Origin of the sequence: Algoriphagus hitonicola, assembly GCF_900113375.1 — a bacterium.
In the GTDB taxonomy this organism is placed as follows: domain Bacteria; phylum Bacteroidota; class Bacteroidia; order Cytophagales; family Cyclobacteriaceae; genus Algoriphagus; species Algoriphagus hitonicola.
Window position 1 is genome coordinate 243,994 of the sequence record NZ_FOPC01000001.1, and the last position, 23,849, is coordinate 267,842.

The 23,849-nt window shown below is 40.7% G+C and carries 16 protein-coding genes; 13 read left to right on the top strand and 3 right to left on the bottom strand.

The genetic code is table 11. From position 1 onward, the window contains the following. The first annotated feature begins 51 nt into the window (after positions 1-51). The 3 genes from BM043_RS01165 to BM043_RS01175 all read left to right on the top strand — a co-directional run bounded on the left by BM043_RS01165 (position 52) and on the right by BM043_RS01175 (position 2,973). The gene (locus tag BM043_RS01165) at positions 52-525 is read left to right on the top strand and encodes a GNAT family N-acetyltransferase (protein ID WP_092788408.1); all 474 of its coding nucleotides are present in this window, start codon (positions 52-54) and stop codon (positions 523-525) included. A gap of 134 nt (positions 526-659) precedes the next feature. Further along, positions 660-1,286 (top strand): 7-carboxy-7-deazaguanine synthase QueE, encoded by a 627-nt coding sequence (locus tag BM043_RS01170; RefSeq protein ID WP_092788409.1) that lies wholly within the window; start codon positions 660-662, stop codon positions 1,284-1,286. A 577-nt stretch (positions 1,287-1,863) separates the two neighbouring features. Next, positions 1,864-2,973, top strand: a complete 1,110-nt coding sequence (locus BM043_RS01175; protein ID WP_092788410.1) for a GAF domain-containing protein — start codon at positions 1,864-1,866, stop codon at positions 2,971-2,973. 433 nt (positions 2,974-3,406) lie between these two features. Here BM043_RS01175 and BM043_RS01180 read toward each other — a convergent pair whose 3' ends face one another. Further along, positions 3,407-4,060: a DUF6266 family protein gene (locus BM043_RS01180; protein ID WP_092788411.1), complete on the bottom strand. Its 654-nt coding sequence runs from the start codon at positions 4,058-4,060 to the stop codon at positions 3,407-3,409. Between the two features lie 681 nt (positions 4,061-4,741). Here BM043_RS01180 and BM043_RS01190 point away from each other — a divergent pair. The 10 genes from BM043_RS01190 (at position 4,742) to BM043_RS01235 (ending at position 20,465) form a co-directional block, all read left to right on the top strand. Beyond that, positions 4,742-6,850, top strand: a complete 2,109-nt coding sequence (locus BM043_RS01190) for an OmpA family protein (RefSeq protein ID WP_317042365.1) — start codon at positions 4,742-4,744, stop codon at positions 6,848-6,850. Positions 6,851-7,287: 437 nt separating this feature from the next. Then, positions 7,288-10,260: a SusC/RagA family TonB-linked outer membrane protein gene (locus BM043_RS01195; RefSeq protein ID WP_092788412.1), complete on the top strand. Its 2,973-nt coding sequence runs from the start codon at positions 7,288-7,290 to the stop codon at positions 10,258-10,260. A gap of 13 nt (positions 10,261-10,273) precedes the next feature. Next, a complete protein-coding gene (locus tag BM043_RS01200) occupies positions 10,274-11,710 on the top strand; it encodes a RagB/SusD family nutrient uptake outer membrane protein (protein ID WP_092788413.1) in 1,437 nt (478 codons plus the stop codon). Between the two features lie 14 nt (positions 11,711-11,724). Continuing rightward, positions 11,725-12,582 carry a DUF4843 domain-containing protein gene (locus BM043_RS01205; protein WP_092788414.1) on the top strand — a complete coding sequence of 286 codons (858 nt, stop codon included), beginning with the start codon at positions 11,725-11,727 and terminating at the stop codon, positions 12,580-12,582. A gap of 121 nt (positions 12,583-12,703) precedes the next feature. Beyond that, a complete protein-coding gene (locus BM043_RS01210) occupies positions 12,704-16,138 on the top strand; it encodes a S8 family serine peptidase (RefSeq protein WP_177188400.1) in 3,435 nt (1,144 codons plus the stop codon). Then, positions 16,135-16,836, top strand: coding sequence for a hypothetical protein (locus BM043_RS01215; RefSeq protein WP_092788416.1), 702 nt, complete (start codon positions 16,135-16,137; stop codon positions 16,834-16,836). Before BM043_RS01210 ends, BM043_RS01215 begins: the two co-directional genes overlap by 4 nt. Before the next feature lie 128 nt (positions 16,837-16,964). Then, positions 16,965-17,384, top strand: coding sequence for a 6-pyruvoyl trahydropterin synthase family protein (locus BM043_RS01220; RefSeq protein ID WP_092788417.1), 420 nt, complete (start codon positions 16,965-16,967; stop codon positions 17,382-17,384). Between the two features lie 254 nt (positions 17,385-17,638). Beyond that, positions 17,639-17,947 carry a four helix bundle protein gene (locus BM043_RS01225; protein ID WP_092788418.1) on the top strand — a complete coding sequence of 103 codons (309 nt, stop codon included), beginning with the start codon at positions 17,639-17,641 and terminating at the stop codon, positions 17,945-17,947. Positions 17,948-17,995: 48 nt separating this feature from the next. Beyond that, positions 17,996-19,102 (top strand): lipid-A-disaccharide synthase, encoded by a 1,107-nt coding sequence (gene lpxB, locus BM043_RS01230; RefSeq protein ID WP_245752873.1) that lies wholly within the window; start codon positions 17,996-17,998, stop codon positions 19,100-19,102. 85 nt (positions 19,103-19,187) lie between these two features. Beyond that, complete coding sequence (locus BM043_RS01235; RefSeq protein WP_092788420.1) at positions 19,188-20,465, top strand: serine hydrolase domain-containing protein; 1,278 nt, start codon at positions 19,188-19,190, stop codon at positions 20,463-20,465. 79 nt (positions 20,466-20,544) lie between these two features. On the opposite strand, the gene BM043_RS01240 is transcribed toward BM043_RS01235, so the two are convergent. Both BM043_RS01240 and BM043_RS01245 read right to left on the bottom strand, forming a co-directional pair. Beyond that, positions 20,545-22,320 carry a glycoside hydrolase family 9 protein gene (locus BM043_RS01240; protein WP_092788421.1) on the bottom strand — a complete coding sequence of 592 codons (1,776 nt, stop codon included), beginning with the start codon at positions 22,318-22,320 and terminating at the stop codon, positions 20,545-20,547. 81 nt (positions 22,321-22,401) lie between these two features. Continuing rightward, positions 22,402-23,805 carry an MFS transporter gene (locus BM043_RS01245; protein ID WP_092788422.1) on the bottom strand — a complete coding sequence of 468 codons (1,404 nt, stop codon included), beginning with the start codon at positions 23,803-23,805 and terminating at the stop codon, positions 22,402-22,404. Positions 23,806-23,849 lie beyond the last annotated feature (44 nt).

The following is a 23,849-nucleotide window of genomic DNA, read 5'->3' on the forward strand; positions in this document are numbered from 1 at the left end:
TTGGAAATGATACTTGATCTCGTAAATAGAAATTCGTAAATCAAAAATCTAATGGCACAAGACCACTCAACTTTCACCATCAGACAGGCTTCTCCTGCCGAATTGCTATGGGTTCATGAGCGTATTCCGGAGTTTTTTGGGAAAGAGGTAACGTTGAATTTTTACACGGATCGATTAAAAGATCGGCTTCATTTAGCTTTGGTAGCAGAAAAAGAAGGGGAGTTGCTCGGATTTAAAGTAGGATACCAAAGCGAAAAGCCCGGGACTTTTTATTCCTGGATGGGAGGGGTGAGGCCGGAGTTTCGAAAATTTGGAATAGCCAATGCGCTGGCGGAATATCAGGAAAAATGGGCGAGTTCAAATGGCTTTACCTCCATTTTTTTCAAAACCCGAAACCGATTACCTCCGATGATTAATTTTGGTCTTAGGCGGGGGTTTAAAATCGTGGAAGTCATTAGAAAAGGCGGAGTTGAGGATTACCGGATTGTGATGAGAAAGGAATTGGGAGGAAAGGCTAAAGCTTAAAATCAAAAATCTGAAAAAGTGTAGACTGGAAGATAGATTTTATAGTTCCTTGTTATTTTTCAATATTCCAATACTAAGCTTACCTTTGCACCCTCATTTAGCGGTCGAATCACCCGCTTTACCAAAAATTCACCATGACTACCCGAGAATTTGTAGACGCAGGGCTACAGCTTCCATTGATGGAGGCATTTTACACGATACAGGGCGAAGGTAAATTTACCGGGCATCCCGCTTATTTTATCCGGCTGGGAGGCTGTGATGTGGGTTGCGTTTGGTGCGATGTCAAAGAATCTTGGGAAGCTGGAAAATGGCCGATTGTATCCATTGAGGAGATTGTAGCAGGCGCTTTGGCGCATCCGGGAAGGTTAGTCGTGATCACCGGTGGTGAACCCTTGATGTACAATCTGGATCCTTTGACCAAGCTTTTGAAGGAAAAAGGCTTTACTACCAATATCGAAACTTCCGGAGCGCATCCTTTTTCGGGTGATTTTGACTGGGTGTGTTTTTCTCCCAAGAAATTTAAGAAACCCCATCCCTCCATTTACGAGCAAGCCGATGAATTGAAGGTTGTGATTTTTCATGATAGTGATTTCAAGTTTGCGGAGGAACATGCGCAATCTGTTAGGTCATCCTGCGAACTACGACTTCAGCCTGAATGGAGTAAAGCAGATATATTCACTCCTAAGCTCATTGACTATGTGAAAAGTCATCCTAGTTGGAAGGTTTCCCTACAAACACATAAGTTTATGGATATTCCCTAAGTCCTGATTTTTTCTTGCCATATCCCGCCCCTGGTTCGTGAAGACACGAACCGGAATAATTTGATAGAAAGAAGTTTGAGCTAAAGCTCATATGTAATACCAAGTCTTTTTGAAGAATTGGCTAAAGTTCCATTTCCATTCAAAAAAGGAATTCGTGCATTCGTGGCTGAAAAAGAAGCCGCCTATTCACGAATTTTTTCTTGCCATATTCCAGCCCCGGCTCCTGTCCCCATGAACCGGAATAATTTTGAAGTAGGATTAAGTTGAACTCTTTAACCTCTATATAAATGTTAGAAAATTGTCATCTGAGTAAAAATTTAAAGAATATAGTTGCTTGAATTGGTTTAGAGCTTTATCAGCGTAAGTTAAATATTTCTTGGAATGTAGGGTGGGGTTTGTTAGTTTTTTTAATTCTATTTGTCTCCCCTCAATTATTTTTTTAAATTAGAAGATAATGTAGTCTTGAAACTTCTTTTTCCACAAAAGGAGAGACGAGAATCTTAATACAATTTATTGTATATAAGAAGCGCTTATAAGTAATATAGAAGTTACTAATTTTCATTGAATAGAAGTTTAAATGAACCGAATTGAAGATTTAAAATCATATAATATCTTAGATACAGATCCTGAGCAGGAGCTGGATGAGTTAACCCAAATTGCTTCAGCGATTTTTGATACTCCCATGTCAATTATCTCTTTTATAGATGATAAAAGGCAATGGTATAAATCAAAGCTGGGAACAAATGAAACAGAGGTTGCAAAAGAAGAAACATTTTGTCAATTCTTACTGGATAAACCTAATGATTTATTGATCGTAAGGGATGCACAAAACGATGAGAAGTTTAAATATCATCCACATGTCACTTGTGAAAATGGCATAAAGTTTTACGTTGGGGTACCCCTAGTATCAAAGAAGGGGAATGTGCTAGGGACAGTCTGTGTAGTAGATTATGAACTAAGGGATGAGATACCGGAACATAAATTTGCTGCATTGAGGTTGATAGCAAAAAGAATCATGATGTATTTGGAAACTCGAAAATTAGTCTTTGAACAGGGTCAAGAAATAGAGTATAATGCCTACAGATTAAAAAAATTGACTGATTTGGCTCCTGGTGCGATTTTCAAACTTTCAGTTGATTCTCAAGGAGAAATCCAATTGGTGTTCATTAGTGAAGGAATAAAAAAGTTAATTCCTGAACTCACGAAAAAAGAATTAAAAAAGGACCCTAAAATAATCTTCGATTACATTAATGAAAAGGATAATGAGAAATTCAAAAGGGAACTTAAAAAATCATTTAAAAAAAATACTCCAATAAGTATTGAGTATCAGGTCAAATCGTCAGATGGTGAAGAGAAATTTCATTGGATGAGGGCAAATCCAAAGTCAATAGATGAAAAAACTATACATTGGTATGGCATAATTCAGGATATATCTTCTAAAATGAATCAATTGAAAGTATTCGAAAAGATTCTATTTGACATTTCTCATGTTATTCGGAAACCTACTGCTAATATTCAGGGAATAAGCGAAATACTCCATTCGCAAAGCTTGGATATTGAAGAAAAGGAAAGTTTTTGTGATATCATCGTAAAAGAAGTTGATCAATTAGATAAGAGCATAAGTGAATTAAATGAAAAGTATTTTTCATTAAAGGATGATTTTAGCAAAAATTGGAAAAAAAACTAGGTCATAATGTAAATATTAAACTCGGAAAAATTAGGTCATAGAAAATCTTCCTCTTCTAAGCTCTTATGAATAGGCTAAATCGCCATTCCTATTCAGAAAACTCAATTCGTACATTCGTGGCTTAAGAGTATAAGCCACTAATTCGCGAATTTTTCTTGCCATATTCTGTTCGTGTATCAGGAACAGGAAAAAATAGAGTTAAAGGTAGAAGTTAGTGACACTCACTTCGGCATAGGAGAGCTTATTTGAGTGAAGACCTACCTTTGCTGGCTAGGCAGGGACTCACGTGGACAGATCGGAAAAGTGGTCGATGAGAAACAGCCCACGGCGAAGTTCCCAATTCGTGCATTCGTTGCTCAAGAAGTAGCTGCTAATTCACGAATGGTCTCCAATTAGACTATTTAGAATCCTACCACCTTCTCCGGTCTCTAAATCACTCCAACTTCCCCAAATATTCCGAATTGCTAAGGATATATGACTTCCTCCAGATATTATATTGGCTAAAGGCAAAATAGACATGCCAGGGATAGTCCTTATTGGCTCCACCAAGGTCAACTTCTGCCAGCCCCTCCGATCTTCTGAATTTCTGCTCGACCCAGATGTATTTTTCCTGCTCGGGTTGATAAAGGACAATAAAAGTCTCGTCATTTGGCTTGGACTTGCCTTCTTCTGTACCAGCATCCCAGCTGATGCGAATTCCCGAGCCTGTTTTCTCCAAACTTGGATTTTGGGGTTCAAGTAGATTCCCCTTGCTGATCTTCAGAAAGGCCGGGTCGATTTTGGGTTCCCGCTCGGGATGATAGCCCTTATGATTAAGTTCGGCATAGGCCAGATGGATTCCTTTTTTGCTCTGGGTGAGGTATTCCTGATAGCCAAAATCCAGCACCCGCTTTAGTGGTTTGAGAAAGCGGTTGATGGTTTTGAGCTTTTCGCGCTGGAGGAGTTGGAGTGGGGAGGGATGGGTTTTGTTTCTGTGCGTACCACTGGGGCGAGTACGAACGACGGTCTTTCCGTTCATTGAATAGAAGACCAGGTTGCCGATTTTCCCCTGGGGGAAGAAGAGGTTTTTTGGCGGTAGATTTCCCATAAGTGACCTGCTTTGGTAAAAACTAAGCTTAATTTAGGAAAAGCAGGAATTTATACAATGAAAATGAGTGTTTTTTATAAAATAATAGATAAAAAATATAGGGTATATATAGCAATTGAAACTAAAAATATTTTAAAAAAAAACTAAATTTACCCTATAGATACCCTAAATAAACCCAACAACTCATATAGATCAGCATCGGATTATTCCCTGGACGGGTTCAGCGGGTTGGCCAAAGAATAAGGGAGTGCTGTTGGTCTGTGCCTTTTTGTTTTGCCTAGGATTGTTTCCTCTTTGAAGAGAAAGTAGGCATTTGACAAAGCCAATAAGAATTGGTCGTTTTATCCAGTTTTGAATTCGATTTTACTCACCTCCCAACCGGCAGCAACTTTCTAGCCTTTAGTTATAGAAAAGTTTGCCCCCATGAAAATAAAGCTATTCGTTGATTTACTTAATCCATGGGTCTGAACAGACAACCGGTAAAAGCAATCCCACGATTTTTAGAAAAGTGGACTATTTGTAAGGGGTCGCATAAACTACCAAGTTACAATTAAAAACGGCATTGGGGATAAATTTCAAATTGTTAAATATCCGATTTTCTAGTGATTTAAGTTCTCGAAACGAAGCTAAAGAATCATCCGGTTTGAATTGTTTCTCAAACGGAAATAAATCAATAAAGGGATGAGGATTTTTACTTTTTTATTGATTCAGGCGTTTGTCAGCCTAAAAATCCCAGCTCAAAACTGCTGCTACAGGCCGAGTGGAGCAAGGCTGAATGCTCCCTTCCAGAGATCATTGATTACGTTAAAAATCGTCCATTTTGGAAAATATCCCTACAAACTCATAAATTTATGGACATTCCTTGAGTTCATGCGCCCTGTTTTACTTCTGATTTGTTTCTTACTCTTAGGCTATAGTACTTATAGTCAGAGCTATTCGATCATAGATGGAAGGGCAATCCGTTTTTTTACCGAGGCCGAACAGCTTGTCAAAGAGCGGAGATATGAGGAAGCCGAGGAAAAATACCGGGATGCAATCAAGCGTGAGGGGTCATTTTTAGAAGCGTATGTTAAATTATCCCAACTTTTAATCACTCAAGGGAATTTGCAAGAAGCCGAGTCGGTAGCAGGTCTCGGGAAAAATAGACTTTCCGGAAAAAACGCGACCACAAAACATGCCGTTGACATTGGATGGGTTTTTTCCAATATTTATCTGAAAACAGGCAAATTTGATCAGGCCTTATCCCAGTTTAAAGAAATCGACCCACTTTTTGAGGATAGCTTTCGAACCAACATGTATTATAAAGAGATGAAAGCTCAAATGGATTTTTTGGAGCAGCATCTCGGAAACGTAAAAGACATTCAGCGCGAACAGTTGGAAGAGCCGCTCAATCAATACCAATTGCAGTATTTTCCGGTAATGACGGCTGATGGAGTTCAGATTCTTTTTACCAAGCGGGATGGAACCGGCAATTTTGATGAGGAGGATATTTATACTTCCTACGTCACCACGAGCGGAGGTTGGTCTCCGCCGGAAAGTATCGCTTCCACGATCAATTCAGCTTATAATGAGGGAACCTGTACGGTGACCGCTGATGGTAATATTTTGATTTATACTTCCTGCGATGCTCCGGATTCGGAGGGAAGTTGCGATCTCTATGTTTCCTACCGGGAAAACGGGCGCTGGTCTCGGCCAAAAAATATGGGCAAAGAGGTGAATTCTCGATCTTGGGATTCTCAGCCCTCCTTATCGGCTGATGGGAGGATTTTGTTTTTTTCTTCCAATCGACGTGGAGGTTTTGGGGGTAATGATATATGGTACACGGTGAGAATGTCGGATGGCTCTTGGTCAGAAGCCAAAAATCTGGGGAATGTGGTTAATACAAGTAAAGATGAAATTTCACCTTTTATGTTTTTTAATAATGAGATTTTGTTTTTTTCCTCAGATGGTCATCAAGGTTTTGGGGGGAAAGATATCTTTTTGTCCCGAGTGGAAGAGGGGGAATTTCAGGAGCCTGAAAATTTAGGATTGCCCATCAATGATCATCAAGATCAGGTCGCTTTATTTATTACTGCCCAAAAGGATTATGCTTATTATTCCGAAATGAGCTCTTCACCGGAAGGGGATCGCTCCTTGTTGTACCGTTTTCCTTTTCCTGAAGAAATTTATCTTGGCGATAATCTCATCGTGACGGGAGGTAAAGTACTCAACTCAAAAACAGGGGAGCCCGTGGATGCGACCCTGTCCCTAGTCGCGCTGACCAACGACAGTACATTATATGAGTTTAAAGCCGATGGCAAAACGGGGGACTTTATGATGCTCTATCCCGAGAAATCAATTTCTGGTCTATATGTAGAGAAGAAAGGCTTCCTGCCTAAGATTTATAATGTAGAGCGGGACTCCATTCAAAATGTGGAAGATCTGAAAGTCGAGCTAACACCGATTGCGGCAGGAGAAGAATTTGTATTTGAAAATGTCTTCTTTGATTTTGATAAATATGAGCTCAAGCCCGAATCGATGAGTTCGCTTACCCGATTAGTGAAATTTTTGGAAGAGAATCCCAATGTGAACATTATGATATCCGGACATACGGATAATGTGGGCTCAGCGGGATATAATAAAGCACTCAGTTTACAACGGGCAAAATCAGTTCAGGCCTATTTGGTGTCGCATGGAATTCACGAAGCCCGGGTAGCAACCGAGGGCAAAGGAGATACCAATCCGATGGTACCTAATAATAGTCCGCAAAACCAAGCCTTAAACCGAAGAATCACCATCCGGGTTTTATAAATTTTTGATACTTTTTAGATTTGATCTATGCTAAAAAGTATATCTAGTTTTTATCGGGAATTATATAAAATTCTAGCTAAGGGACATATTTTGTATTTAAATTGATTCAAAAGGGCTTTCAATTATGTATTATTTGGGGAAATATCTGTTTTTTGAAATAAAAAATTGTTGAAATAAATAATCGTCAAAATTGCATAAAATCGCTGTTGATGTATTTAAAATTAACTTTTGTTAACACTGGCTTAATGAGAATAATTTTTGGAATAAAGGTCTGATAATAGTAAAATATAAAATTTAATTCTGTTTTTCACCTATTTCACTTAGTAAAACTTCTATGTTTAGGTCAATTCTTTTATGAATTTTCTATGTGAGCCTCTTGGGATATTCAAAGATATAAGATATCATTGAGTCTAATTTAAACCATAATCAAACCAAATATGAGGAAAGTTTTACTTCTAGGACTCATGCTGTTTTTGGGAAGTGCTGTTGCATTTGCCCAAAGCCGTGTGATTACTGGTACGGTTACCTCCACAGAGGATAACTTAGGAGTACCAGGAGCGACTGTTCTGGTCAAGGGAACTACGGTTGGTACTGCCACAGATCTTGATGGCAACTATTCAATCAATGTACCTGCCGGAAGCAATGTGTTGGTTTTTACCTTTGTCGGGTTAAGACCACAAGAGGTGACCATCGGAAATCAGACTACAATCAATGTAGCGCTGGATCCGGATGTTCAGGCTCTTTCGGAGTTTGTGATCACATCTTATGGTGATCAATCAAAAAGAGAAATTACGGGTGCGATTGCATCAGTAAAAGGGGAGATCTTCCAAGATTTGCCCATGCAATCATTTGACCGTGCGATGCAAGGTCGGATTGCGGGTGTTCAGGTAACTTCTACTTCTGGTCAGCCAGGTGGTGCTTTGAACGTACGGATTCGTGGTGTTGGTTCGATCAATGCTGGAAATGACCCGCTATACATCGTAGATGGTGTGCAAGTAGCCAACGGGGGTCTATCCGGTCAAGGTTCTCAGAATGCGTTGGCTTCTATCAACCCAAATGATATTGAGTCAATTGAGGTATTGAAAGATGCCGCTGCTGCTGCAATATACGGAGCTCAAGCTGCTAACGGGGTAGTGATCATTACTACCAAAAAAGGGACTAAAGGAACGACAAAAACAAGGCTTTCTGTACAAGAAGGTACAGTACAACCTTTGGAGCTATACGACATGATGAATGCGAATCAACTGGCTACAATCAAGCGTGACGCGTACATCAATGCAGGTTTGAACCCAGCTTCTGCTGCTTCTACTTATGGTAATCCAGAGGATCCAAATCTTCAATCTTATGATTGGGTGGATGCACTTTACAGAACAGGTCGATTGAGTGTCTATGACCTTTCAGTATCTGGTGGAGATGAGAAGACTACGTTCTTCCTTTCTGGTTCTTACACTAAGCAGCAAGGACAAATTATCCGGTCTAATTATCAAAGAGCCACTGGACGTTTGAACTTGACTCACAGACCAAATAAAAAATTGACTGTTTCTGCTAATTTGTCATTGGCATTCCAAAACACGAACGGAACGATTGATCGAGGTAACTTCGTGAACGGTCCATTTGTGGCTGGATATGCAGCAAGACCAAATGTTCCGATTTATGAGGAAGATGGATCTTTTAGCAGATACCCCTCTAACCATTTATTTGGTTACCACATTGTTCAAGGTGTAAATGAAGAGTTAAGAAGTGGAAAGACTGTACAGACAGTTTCCAACTTGCAATTGAATTATCAATTTGCTCCATGGTTGAGCTGGACATCTTACTTTGGTCTTGACTTCTCTGACAACGCGGATATCAATAATAGACCTTCCACAATTCCAGTTTTCTCTTCGTATGGTGGTGCATCTGTATTTACTGGAAGAAGAAATACAAACTTGAATACCAACCACAACTTTAACTTCAACAAGAAATTCAATGATGTGCACACCGTTTCAGGTATCGTAGGATTTGAATACAAAGGAGCACAGTCTGACTTGCAGTCTGCTACCGGTAGAGGATTCCCTAATCCTACTTTGATTTATCTACAAAATGCTGCGACACCATTTGCTGTAAACTCAAACTTCACCGAGTATAAGCGTGCAGGTGTTTTTGGTCAAGCTAAATACGATTATGATGATCGCTATACCGCTGACTTTACCTTGAGAAGAGACGGACACTCTCGTTTTGGAGATCAAAACAGATGGGGTACTTTCGGGGCTGCTTCAGTGGGTTGGAGACTTTCTTCAGAATCCTTCCTTCAGGATGTGTCTTGGTTGGACAACTTGAGATTTAGAGCTTCTTATGGTATCACCGGTAACTCTGAAATCGCCAACTTTGCTTCTAGATCCTTGGTAGGTTCAGGAGGTCAGTACCTAGGTGGTGGAGCATTAACTCTATCTCAATTGGGTAACGATTTGTTGACTTGGGAAGAAGCAGAGACTTTCAACATTGGTTTGGACTGGACTTTGTTCAATGGTCGAATCATCGGTACTGTGGATGTTTGGAGAAAGAATTCCAGCGCACTATTGTTCAATACCCCACTTCCAACTGATTCTGGATTCGGTTCTATTACCCGAAATACTGGAGAAGTTAGAAACCAAGGGATTGATATTGACTTGCAAACTGTAAATATTGTTGCTGGTAAATTCCAGTGGAATACAGCTTTCAACATTACTTTCTTGCAAAACGAGTTGCTTTCCTTGTACGATGGATTGGATAGAATCGGTAACTCACTTATCGTGGGAAGACCAATTTCTTTCTGGTACTTGAATACCTACATGGGTGTGAACCCTGCTAACGGTCGTCAAATGTTTGATGATTTGAATGGCGGTTATACTTATGTAGCAGGTGAATCTACCTTGAGCTACAAAGGAAGTGCTTTACCAAGTAGCTATGGTGGTCTTTCAAATACCTTGAGCTACGGACCAGTTTCACTTGAAGTGTTCTTCCAGTATCAGTTCGGAAACATGGCTTTCAATCAAGATTTGTACAACCATGCTAACTGGGGTACAGGAACAGATAACCTATTCGTAAGCCAGTTGGATTACTGGAAAGAGCCAGGAGATATCAAAACTGTAGGTCGTCCTTATGAAGGTGGTCAAGCTCCAGGTACTTCAAACGTAAACACTGCTTCTACAAGACTTCTCAGTGATGGATCTTACATTCGTTTGAAGCAAGTGACTTTGAACTATACGCTACCAACTGTAGCAGCTAGCAAAATCGGTATGCAGAGTGCTACCTTGTTTGTACAGGGATTGAACTTGGCTACGTTTACTAAGTACAATGGAATCGATCCAGAAGCAAACTCAATCGGAGCTACTTACGGATCTTATCCTAACGCTAAGCAATTTGCAGCTGGTATCAATCTTAACTTCTAATTAAGAGACAAGAATGAAAAATTATATAAAAATCCTAACCTTAGGCGGAGCACTTGCAATGAGTGCATGTTCTGACCTTTTGGATACCGAGCCAAGACAAAGCTTGACCCCAGAATCGGGTTTTGCTGATGCCAATGGTTATCAGTCTCTAATCTTCACGGTATATGGTGAAATCAGAGGGTTCAATAATTATGGACAGCAATTGATGATTGCTCCTGAAATTATGGCTGACAACCTTCGTATTATTGCTAACACTGGACGATATATTGGTCAGGAAGCTAATGCGGATAGAGCTCACATTGGACTTTGGGGTACTGGACACTACGGTGCTATCAATGAAGCAAATATCGCACTTGCAGGAATCGACGAAGTAGAAGGCGATCAAGCCTTGAAAGATCGGATCAAAGGCGAAGCTCACTTTTTGAGAGCTTTATTATACTTCGATTTGGCTAAAGTCTATGGCTATGAGCCAGGAAGAGAAGTGAATGGCTGGAATCAATCAGTGGTAATCAGAACTACGCCTACTTTAGGTTTCTCTGATGCTGATTTGAGAACTAGAGCTACCAATAGAGAAGTATATGATTTGATTGAATCTGACCTTCAGACTGCTATCGGATTGCTTCCTACTGCCGAGAAGGGTACTTCAGCTGTATATCGCGCATCCAAAGGAGCTGCTGAAGCCCTATTGGCAAGAGTTTTCCTCTATGATGCAAAATATGCAGAAGCTGCATCTATGGCTTCGCAAGCAATGGCGACCTTTGGATTGAGCGATACAGGAGAAGGTTTGATGACCGCTGAAGAATATGTGGCAGGTTTCTCAACTTTCCCAAATCCAGAGTCCTTGTTTGAAATCGAAATCCGATCTAATGACTGGTCAACTGTAGATGGGGTGAATAACTCTGTTTGTTCTTTATCATCTAATTTATTCGCATCAGCACAGTTTATCTTAACTGCTTCTGATGAGCTCCTTGCTACCTATGAAGAAGGTGATGTGAGAAGAGATACTTGGGTAGCTACTACACGTTCTGGTGCTGACGGTACCGTTTATCGCTCTGATAAGTGGACTGGTTCTAAAGGAGATTTCTTGGAAAACCTACCGATTATTCGTGCTGCTGAGCTTTACTTGATCAGAGCTGAAGCTCGATATAGAACTGGTGACGAAGCTGGTGCGAGAGCTGATCTATCTGCACTTCGTGCAAATAGAGGTCTAGAAGCAGTGGCTGGCGGAGTTAGCGGAGATCAATTATTCAACTTGATCCTAACCGAGCGTAGAGTTGAGTTTGCTCTTGAAGGTCATAGATGGTATGATTTAAAGCGTAATGGATTGAATATTACTAAGCATGGTAGTTTCGAGGACGTACCTTATGAAGATTACCGTTTGTTAGCTCCGATTCCTCAGGCTCAGTTGCTTCTAAACGAAGAATTGGAAAATAACCCAGGCTATAACTAAAACTGGAACACAATATGAAATTAAATAGAATATATACATTAATTGCAGTTTTAGTTGCTTCTTTCACAGCTACTGCATGTTTTGACGATCCCGGAACGGAGACATTCTTTGGGGGCAATTACGTTGAATTCAACGATGCCAACCTTCCCAATGGATTGACTTCCCGTTTTGTGAGAACGAGCGACGATCAAACTGATGTTGTGGATGTTCAATTGAACAGAGTATCTACTGACGGATCAGGTGCGATCACAGTCAATATCGAAGTGGATCCTGCTTCTACTGCGGTAGAAGGTGTTCACTATGAGCTAAACGCTACTTCTGCTACTATGAATGCGGGAGAATTTGTGAGCACTATTCCTGTTACAATTTTGACTGGGAATATTGATCCATCAGAAACTCCTGACCTAATCTTGAATATCAGCAGTGTAACCGGTGCTGAGGTTTCTCCAAACTACGGTAGCCTTACAGTAGCTATTCGTGTCATCTGCCCTTCTGAGTTGGAAGGTGATTACACAGTATTCTGGGAATTCCTTCAAGTTGGTGATGGTGATGGGGGAGCTAGTCAAACTGCCTCTGATCTTGTATTAAGTGATGATCCTATTTCTTTTGAAGAAGTGGGTGCAGGTGCATACAATCTTAGCGACATGTCATTTGGTCTATATGCTGGCGTCTATGGAGATTCTTCTCCTGCCGGTCGTTTGAATGACAACTGTGATGTATTGACGGGTGCGTCTTCTAATCAAGATCAATACCAAGATCCATTTACGATTAACGGAACGGTTCAAGAAGATGGAACCCTTCGAATCGAATGGAGCAATACTTATGGTGACGGAGGTACTGTTATCCTTACTTCTGTAGAGGAGGAAGGATAAGATATTGTAAAATCTGAATTGAATAAATGTTAAAATAGGGGCTTTATGCCCCTATTTTTTTAAACTTTTATTAATTTCCTACGGTTTTTTATACAGAAAGAAAAAGTTAACTATGCGAAGTATGAAAAGTCTGCTTTTACTGTCAGGCATGTTCCTTTCAGTAGCCTTTGGGCAGCAGGTAGTGGGGCAGGAGCAGGGAAGTAATCAGAACTTTGAAAAGTTCAAGCAATCCTATCCACGGATATTTGAGTCAAAAAATTTGGTCTTAGAAAAGGCCAGACAAAGAGGCATACCTGCGACCATCGAATTGCCCAATAATATCAAAGCAGAGCTTCAGTATTTTGATGAAACAGATTCTCCGATATACTATACTATTTTTAATTCTACTGCCGCAAAAACAACCGGTGCCAATGCACTTCAGCCAGGGGGAGAGTTGAATTTAAATCTCAGTGGTCAGGGAATGACTGTGGGTATTTATGATCAAACTCGTCCAAAAGCCGACCACGTGGAGTTTGAGGATCGATTGACTCAAGTAGACGGCTCCACCGAAACAATTTCCAATCACGCTACACACGTCTCCGGAACTATTTTAGCGGCGGGTGTCAATACAAATGCTCGCGGAATGGCTTATGATGCGACAGGTTGGTCGTTTAATTGGGAGAGTGATTTGTCTAAGATGAATGGCAATGCCTATGACCCAGAAACCAAACCAAATGGACATATTCTTTCCAATCACTCGTATGGAAATATTGTAGGGTGGTATCGTAATGCTAGCAATAATTGGGTGTGGTCCGGTAATCCATCGATAGATGAAGATGAAGATTATCGGTTCGGTTTTTACAGTGCCAAAAGTAAAGGATTGGATGATTTGATGGTTGATAAACCCTATTATACCATTGTATGGGCGGCAGGAAATGATCGGAATGATACAGGCGATGGAACTCGAAATCCAGATGGACCGGATGATTCCATCGGACCTGAGGGAGTGGCTAAAAACGTGATCACGGTAGGTGCAGTAAGTGGAGTTCCGGAGTACACCGGACCCGGAGATGTTCAAATTAGTAATTTTTCAAGCTGGGGTCCCACGGATGATGGCAGAATAAAGCCAGATATCGTTGGGATGGGAGTGAGTGTTTTTAGTTCGGCGATTGCAGATGGAGGAGAGTCAGATAGTTATGCCTCACTTAGTGGGACATCCATGGCTTCCCCTAATGTTACCGGATCACTTCTTTTGCTTCAGCAGCTTTTTAATGAGCGGAATAATGGGCGATACATGCGTTCTTCCACTTTGAAAGGATTAATGATCAACACCAGTAAAGAGGCTGGTAATAACCCCGGTCCGGATTACATTCACGGATGGGGACTTTTGGATGTAAAATCCGCAGCAGAAATTATTCTCAATGAAAATGGTACTTCCCAATTTATCCGAGAAGAACTTTTGGAGGAAAATCAAACCTATGAGTATGAATTTATATCTGATGGAGTTACTCCCATCCGAGCTACGGTAGCATGGATAGATCCCTCTGGCACGCCTCCATCGCCCTCTCTTAATCCCGAAAACTTGATGCTGGTCAACGATCTTGATATGCGAATCATTGATGAGCAGGGGAATATTTACTATCCTTGGACACTGAATCCGGAGAATGGACCAAATGGAAGAGCTGCACAAGATCAGGATAATTTCAGGGATAATGTAGAGCAAATTCAAATTGATAATCCTACTTCGCAGCGTTATCGATTGGTCATCAATCACAAAGGAGATTTAACCAATAGCCAACAGGAATTTTCACTGATTTTCAAAGCTGGAATAATTGATGGAGCGGATGAAACCTTGTATTGGATAGGGGGAGAATCGGGAGATTGGAATAATCCAGCGAATTGGTCATTTACACTGGGAGGAAGCTCTGCCAACCGGATTCCTGATGGTGGCACTCGAGTGGTATTTGAAGGGTCTAGCGGTCAATCTGAAGTCAGTTTATCTGCTAGTTCGGAGGTGTTTAGCATCAACTTTTTTGGTAATCAATTGGTCAATCTTAACCTAGAGGGGAATACTATTAATATCTTAAATGGTCTGCGGATTAGCAATCAGATCACATCTATCGTAAATGGTACCATGCTTTTTGAAAACTCCACGGATAATCAACAATTGGTCGAACTCGGTCAGTCTGCCTTGGATGATGTGTCTTTAAAATTTGCCAGGGGATCTTGGCGAGTGATATCTGCAGATCATATGGACCGAGTTTGGATTGAAAATTCGCAGGTCCAATTTGACATCCCGATCATTAGAGCTACGGAACTTGTTCTTCAAGGAAACGCTGAATTGCAGGGGAATTTTGATTTAATCGAATTGGAAGGAGATTTTCAAGCGGGTCAAGGCACTGTGCTTCGCGAGGGTACCAACTTAAACTTTATTGGTAATTCGGGTAAATTCGAAAATAACTCCTCAAATCAGGCAATTAACCTTGCTGCCTTGTCTGGTTCCTATACATTAAATACAGGCGGCATAAGTGAATTGACGGTCAGTGATGCAACGCTACTAATGGATACAGAATCCATCAGCCTTAATCGATTGAGACTGGGTCAGGCGGCTACCGTTGATTTAGGAAATACAGGTGAACTTGCTGTCGCCGAAGAGATTGAGTCTATTGCTGAGTCTTCCGAACCGTCTGTCATCAGATCAAACACCAAGGGAACCATAGTTCATGATATTTATCGAAAGTATTGTTTTGAGAATATCGGAGTCGTCAATGTGGATTTTGAAGGAGAGGCTATTGTGAATTTAGGCTCGGGTGCAGTTATCGAAAATTCAACCGGGTGGTTAGCTCAAAATTGTGATGATGTGCTCTTTGCCAACTTTAGAGTTTCCTTTACCTGTGAGGGTGCGGCGGTTACTTTTGAGAATTTAAGTGAGGGACTGGCAGAGGAGTTTTCATGGAATTTTGCTGATTTAGGCTCATCCTCTTCGGAGCATCCTATATTTGTATTTGATTCTCCAGGAAACTATTTAGTATCCCTTGAGGTTTCAAATGAGACTGGATCAACGGTTTATGAGCAAGAAATTGAAATTTTGCCAAATGAACTCGCCAAACCGGTAATTGTTGCCAATGGAACGACGCTTACTTCTCAGCAGCCGGGTTCCTCTTATCAGTGGTATTTAAATGGAGAATTGATAGAAAGTGCCACCAGCAGGTCCCTAAATGCTTCAGAGGACGGAATCTATCAAGTGGCTATTTTTAATGAATCTTGTAATAGAATCTCAGATCCAGTGGTCATATCCGCACTGCCCGATCAAGAAGCCGAACTAGGGCGATTGGGAATATTTGTTGGCCCGGTTCCATCGGAAGATTTTGTCACCGTATCCGTAAATAATGATTACCAAGGCCCGATTCAGCTTGTTTTGATGGATATGGCCGGAAGAATATTCAGGAAAATTGATGCCAGTAAAAATTCAGATAAGTTAGAAATTGAACTAATTTTACCATCTAACCAAGGAATATATCTTATTCAAATAATAACCAACAATTTAACCGTACACAAGAAAGTAATTAAACAATGAAAAAGTTTTTGATAGTAGCAGGCTTATTGGCTTTTAGTCAGTCTTCATTTGGGCAAATTTCAAATATAAATATGAATGGAGCTCCTGCAAGATTAAACAGTTATAGCGAGATAGAAGGCTCCCCTTATCTTTTTGAAGATTGGGCAAAAGCTGACATCGAACTGAGCAATGCCGGATTGAAAGAGAATGTCGCCTACAAGTTGAACATTCATGATAATGAACTTGAAGTCATCAATGAAGCTGGAAACAAAATCTATCTTAACAAAGATTATGTAGAATATGCGCTTCTAGAGCGTCCAAGTATTCAATTGGCTAATGGAGAAGAGGGAATGCTGACTAAGCTCCTCTTCAAAAAAGGTTTTGATATGATTAAGGGAGTGGGAGAAAAGGACTTGGTCAATGTATTGGCAGAAGGAAAAAAATATTCGATCGTAAGAAAATTTTACTCTGATTTGGTCACTCCGCCTAAAAATTCTTATGCACCTACGGCGGGAAGAATGTTTGTGTTCGAACAATCATTTTACCTAATTGATAAGGATGAAAACGTGTCTTCTGTAAGAAATAAGACCAATAAAATTTTAAAATCACTGAACAAAGAAGATCAAGATATGGCTAAGAAGATCATTAAAGAAAGTAATCTTAATTTGTCCAGAGAGGATCATATTGTAATCTTTTTCCAGAAGTTGAACGAAGCGTAATTGATTTACTTCTGCTCGACAATACAACAAGCCCGGTGAAAATCGGGCTTTTTTCGTATTTCGACATTTTAGGTATTGGTTTTCAATCTCTTTTCTTTTGACTAAATTGCGGCGAATTTGAGACGCTGATGATCTACGTTTGCAGGAAGGAGCATTTTAATGCCGCACATAAGCTTTGGAACCCCAATTGGTCAGAGGAAAAGAACTTTGAGGTCTTTGGTCCCTGTGCCAATGTCAATTGGCATGGGCATAACTTTGAATTGATTGTCACGGTCAAAGGTCTTCCCGATCCGGAAACAGGCTTCGTCGTAGATCTCAAGCAGCTGAGTACCCTAATTCGAAATTTGGTCATTGACAAGGTTGATCACAAAAACCTCAACATAGATGTGGACTTTATGCAGGGGAAAATGGCATCTTGTGAGATCCTGATCATGGAATTTTGGAAAATTCTGGAACCTGCCGTCAAAGAAATCACCCCAAATGGAGGTCTTTTTAAATTGACATTGTATGAGACTCCGAGGAATTTCGTGGAGTATTTTGGGGAGTGATTAGAATTTTTTCACCACAGAGAACGCAGAGTAATTATGTAAACAGTAAATTGTAAGAGGTAATCAGTTTGGGGATTATTATAAATTGATTTGTTTCTCTCTCTGAGGGCTGATTTAACCTTTGGAGTTTTTTAGCTTTTTTCTGAACTTCAAGTAACCGTAATCAAATTAAAGGTAAAAGTGGCCTTTGTTAAAAATTACTATGATTTAGATGTTTATAAGCTGTCTCGAGAACTTGCCAGGGATGTTACCTAATTTCCAAGAAGTTTCCTCTAGAAGAGCGATTTTCACTTACAGATCAAATTCGTAGAGCTTCAAGATCTGTAGGAGGTCAAATAGCTGAATCTTGGGGGAAAAGGAGATATGTTAATCACTTTATTTCAAAATTGACAGATAGCGATGCAGAGCAATTTGAGACTAGACACTGGATAGAGGTGGCCTTTGACTGTGAATTGGTTTCTGAAGAAGAAGTCAATAAAATTTGTGATAAATGTGAATTAATTAATAGTAAATTGAATGCCATGATTGCTAAAGCTGATCAATTTTGTTTTAAGCATAAGTGATGTTTTTAAACTGACTACTTACCGATTACAATTTACCATTTACAAAATTTGAAGAGAATCTACATCATTTCTGGCGAGCGCTCAGGCGATTTGCACGCTTCCAATTTAATTCTGGCCCTGAAAGAGCAGGACTCAAGCCTGATATTCCGAGGAATGGGAGGAAGCTATTCTGAAAAAGCTGGAGTGGAGTTGGCAGTAGATTATTCCGAGGTGGCTTTGATGGGGTTTTTGGAGGTGGTTTTAGGCTTTCGCAAAGTCCTCAAATACCTGAAACTTGTCAAAAATGATATTCTTCAATTTAAGCCCGATGCGCTAATCTTAGTGGACTACGGTGGGTTTAATATGAAAATAGCCCAGTTTGCAGCCGAAAATCAGATTCCCGTCCACTATTATATTCCCCCTAAAGTCTGGGCTTGGAATCAAAAACGGGCACTGAAACTCAAGGCGTATACCAATCATATCTATTCGATTTTACCTTTTGAGCCTGATTTTTTTGAGCGCTTTGACTTGGCTGTTCATTACGTTGGAAATCCACTTTTGGATGAAATTCGGAAGTTTCAGCCTCATGACTTTTTCTTTCAAAAAAATGAGTTGAGTTATTCCCCTATTATTGCGCTACTCCCAGGAAGTAGAAAGCAGGAAATCCAGGCCATGCTGAGCAAAATGATTGAATTGGTATCGCGCTTTCCAAATGCTCAATTTGTAATCGCAGGAGTCAGTTCATTGGATAAGGAATTATATCTTCCCGCTCAAAAAGCAGGAATCAAGGTGGTTTTTGATCAAACCTATGATTTGTTAACTCATGCCACTGCTGCTGTAGTGACTTCCGGAACGGCTACTTTGGAAACAGCTTTGTTTCGAGTTCCTCAGGTTGTGGTTTATCGGACGAGTTCGGTATCCTATGCGATCGCAAAAAACTTGATTAAAGTACCATACATTTCGCTAGTCAATCTAATTGCTGATCAACTAGTTGTAAAGGAACTGATCCAGCATGATTTTTCAGTCCAGAACATTGAATCAGAATTACGACTGATTCTTTCGGATTCTGTCTACAAGGGACAAATCCTCCAAGGATATGATGTGATCAAAGAAAAAATCGGTGATCAATCTGCCTCTCAGAAAACTTCAGAATTGATTTTGTCCACCTTTGATTAATATAATCTAGCTTAAATCTTTTTGTGATTATATAGGCTATTATTTTGGTTTAAGTTACTTTAGCCAAATAAATCCTATATATCCGATGAAATTAAATTATTTTATTCTAGTTTTTGCTTTCTCCCTCCTCTCTGAAAATAGTTGGTCTCAAATACTCCTTCCGCCAAGCAATCAACCCATTAAGGGAATTGCTGAGGAAAGGATTTCCCGAATCGATGGCATGTTAAATGAAGCTATAACCCAGGAGAAAATTCCCGGCTTGGTCGCTATGATTGTGAAAGATGGCAAGGTGATTTATCATGAAGCCAAGGGAATGGCTGACGTCAAAAGTGGGAGAAAAATGGAGAAGAATTCGATCTTTCGGATTGCCTCTCAGACTAAAGCGATCACATCCACAGCAATAATGATATTATGGGAGGAGGGACATTTCCGATTGGATGATCCGGTTTCCAAATTTATTCCGGAGTTTAAATCTCCACAGGTGCTTACAGGCTTCCGCTTTTCCGATACGACCTTTTCGACCAAACCTGCGGATAAAGAAATCACAATTAGACATCTTCTTACCCATACCTCAGGACTGGGCTATGGCGTAATTGATGGGGATGAGCGAATGAAAATGATTTATCAAAAAGCTGGGGTGATAGACTTATTTACGACGGAGGATATTTCGATCGAAGAAAGTGTAAAGCGGCTGGCAAAACTTCCGCTTCATCATGACCCTGGAGCACGATTTACGTATAGCGAAGGATTGGATGTGTTGGGTTATTTGGTGGAAGTTGTCTCAGGAATGCCTTTTGATGATTTTCTAAAAGAGCGAATTTTTGATCCGCTCGATATGAATGATACTCGGTTTTATCTGGATGAAAAGCAAGGTGAGAGACTGGTGACTGTACATACCTTTCAGGAAAAAGAATGGGAGCCTTACCCAGTGACTTTTTATGATCCTGACTATCCCAAAAAGGGGGCGAAGCGATTTTTTTCGGGTGGCGCTGGGCTTTCGAGCACGACTGAGGATTACGCCAAATTTCTTCAAATGTACTTGAATGTAGGAATTTACAATGGGAAAAGGATTCTCAGCCCGCATACAATCAAAACCATGATGACCAATCAAGTGGGTGACTTACTCGGAAATGGAGGAAAAGATTACGGATTGGCCTTTGGGCTGGTAGATGAAAAGGGCGTGCAAATGGGTGGAATCGGAAGTTTGGGGACATTTGACTGGGGTGGCTATTTCAATACGCAGTATTTTGCCGATCCGGAGGAGAATATTATCGGATTGATTTTCAAGCAAATATCCGGTGCTGGAAATGGAGATGAGACGGGCTGGAAGTTTCGGCAGATGGTATTTACCTTACTTGACTAGTGGGGCTAGGTAAGAACTTCAGCCAAGACGCAAAGGTTGATCAGAAAAGGTTCCTCTCATTTTAGCGCTGAATTAGAAGCTATTTCTTTTGAGAAAAATAGCTCATCATAATAATTGATCCGGCTGTTCCGTCCATGGTAGGTTCATTGGTACTGTAATCGCCGACGGCATCATGGTAAACGACAAAGGGATTTTGTCGGCCCGGGTAGTCGTCAGGACGCTCTAGTGTAAGTCCAAGCAGATTAGAATGGATGGTTCTGAAAATCGGACCATCCACTAAGCCACCAGGGATTTCCAAATCCAGCAAAACATAGGGTGCTGTATGAACATAAATTGGATAGTCTCCCCATTCGGGGATTCCGGTGAACATGCTTGTACCCCATGGATTTTTTCCAAATAACCAATCCCGCTGCGCAAGTAAATAGGGCTGAAACGACTGATCTCCGCTCATTTTTTCATATAGTATCAATTGCGTAGCCAAAGAAGTCATGAGGTTATTTGAACACCAAATGAAGGGAATACCTACTTCAAATGGACTGCTTTTCGAGTTGGCAAGGGTATATTCAATTCCTTCTTTATAATATCCTTCCAGTGTTTTTTTGAACTCCTGATCCACCACTTCATATAATGAGAAATGCCCCAAATTAATAAATGGATAAAGTTGATAATGAGCGGCCGAATCCCGGACTGTCCAGGAGTCGGCATTTGAACTAGCCACTGCATAGTCTTTTGCCTGCTCCAAATAGCTAGAATCTCCCGTGGCTTTGAAAAGCTCCGCGGCACCCCACTCCATGTCGTCATTCCAGGTTTCTTCATTGTATCGATAAGGAGCTGAGTATGAATTTCCTTGTTGGAACCCTTCATTTTCCCTTCCGAGGGCATAAAGGCTTTTGGCAGATTTTAGACATTTTTGAGCAAAAACATCATCAAATTCCTTCCAAATTCTTGAACCTAAAGCCAATGCAGCGGCTGACCTTCCAGCCAAGTTTGCCATACCCGTAGCCTCACTTTGGTACTGCATCAAGCCCTGAGGTTTACCCGTGGCAAAATAAGCAGCTCGGTAGGAGTTTTCGCCCCAACCATAATCTGCATTATCCTTATTGGGAATTTTAAATCCCCGGTGATCTCGATCATCAGCGATTTGATGGATGAGTTGGTCGGGTTCTGTGTGTAATTTGAGCAACCAATCCAATCCCCATTTGGCTTCGTCTAGCACATCAGGGATTCCATTTTTTTCAATCTGTCCCAGTGCGTTTACTTGATCTTCAAATTGGTCGGGGAAAAGCTGATACGCCATTAGCATATGCCCGGTGGCATAACTCCCCGTGATCAGGTATTTCAATTGATCTCCCGCGTCATGCCAGCCACCAGAAGCATCCACATAGGTGGAATCGGGCATGGCACCATAGAATGACCTACCGTCTTGCAGATGGCAAACCATATCGAGGACGGGGTTATAACCACAGCGTTGTTGCCTCATAAATTCGAGTAGATATTCTTGCATTCCCTGATAAGCCTGATCGGAAATCTGGAATTTAGCGGAGGAACTTTTGGAGTCGGAATGCCAAAGAATAAAATCGCCCGTTTCCGTAATTGATGAAAAGTCCAGCAAATAATAATAAAAATTTCCCCAAACACCGGATTCAATAGCTTTGGGTTTGATCCGAATTGTGGAACTTGAATCCGGCAAGTGAACCAAATGGACTTTGGAACTGATTTTTTTTTTGGAAAAGATGACCGCTTTTTTCGTGTCACTAGGTTGAAATCCAATTTGGTTTACCGAAAAAAACACTTCTTGGGAAAAGCCAGAGAATGCCATTAAGAGGGTTAAAATACAGCCGATAAATTTCTTCATAGAGCAAAAGGTTAGCTTGGGTTGATGAAGATAAAAAAGTAGGATGATATTTCGGGTTTAATTTAGGTAAGCCAGGCAAAATTAGCTTCGTTGAGAGGTTAGATTATCTCCATCCCGGAAATGTAATTTTTGAAAAACCAATGCGGAGAGCATGGTCAGTCCTCCGATAATCAAAAAGGTATAACGGAAAGCATTGTGAATCTCATTATGAATTAGGCTGACATCTCCTTCAAATAGCTTTAAAACCACCAACCCAAAGGCAATCCCAAATCCAATGGCCAATTGCTGATTAACCGAAAGCAGGGAATTGCCACTACTGGTATGGTAGGGTCTTAAATTGGCGATGGCAATCGAATTCATCGAAGTGAACTGGATCGAATTAAAAAATCCCAAGACAGCGATAATAGGAATATGCCAGAAAATAGAGCTATCGATCCCGGGAATAGCTAGACAAGCAATCAAGAAACCGATAATCAGAGTATTGGTCATTAGGGTATTTCGGTATCCAAATCGATTTAGAATCCGGATCACCACCGATTTACCAAACATGGCCGTCAACGCCATCGGCGCGACAATCCAGCCCGAAATCACCGCAGACCTTCCATAAGCAACCTGAATCATCAATGGTAAAAGTAATGGTACTGAACTAATGCCAATTCGAGTTGCGAGATTCCCTATAATTCCCACCCGAAAAGTCCGCACCCGGAACAGGTCCAAAGGAAATATCGGATCATCGATCTTTTTGGCATGCCGATAATAGAAGTAGAGTAGTAAAAAGCCTAAAAACAAGCCAAATAATAAAGGAGTAGTTTGTACGGAATTTCCTAATAGTTCGAGCGAAATGGATAAAATAAAGGTGCCTGCGGCAAAAATCAAAAAGCCTTTGAGATCAAAGACAGAGGATACGGTCCTGAAATCAGGAAGGTAAATCATACTTAAAATAACACCCATTATGGCAATAGGAAGGTTAATTAGAAAAATCCAGTGCCAAGATAAATAATCTACCAAATAGCCGCCGACAAGTGGCCCGAGAATCGGACCGATAAGTGCGGGGACGATGGCATAATTCATCGCCTGTACCACCTCATTTTTCGGAAAAGTCTTGATCAGTGTGAGTCTGCCGACCGGTGTCATCATACTTCCCCCGATTCCCTGAATGACTCTGGATACTACGAGCTGATTCAGATTCTGCGAAATGGAGCAAAATAGGGAACCGATCGCAAATACAATCAAAGCAAAAATGAATACTTTTTTGGTGCCAAACCGATCGGCCATAAACCCACTGATCGGCATCAGTAAGGCTACTGTCAATACATAACTGACAATGGCATTCTGCATATTGAGCGGAGACTCTTTCAGATCTGCAGCGATGGACGGAAGAGAGGTATTCAGAATCGTCGAATCCAACATCAACATAAAAATGGCCGTTGCCAAAATCAAAGGAAGCACTTTTTTGACCTGAGGGCTGACGGAGGCTTGATTCATGAAGATGATTTTCTGTAAAAATTACGAATTCATAACATAGGCTC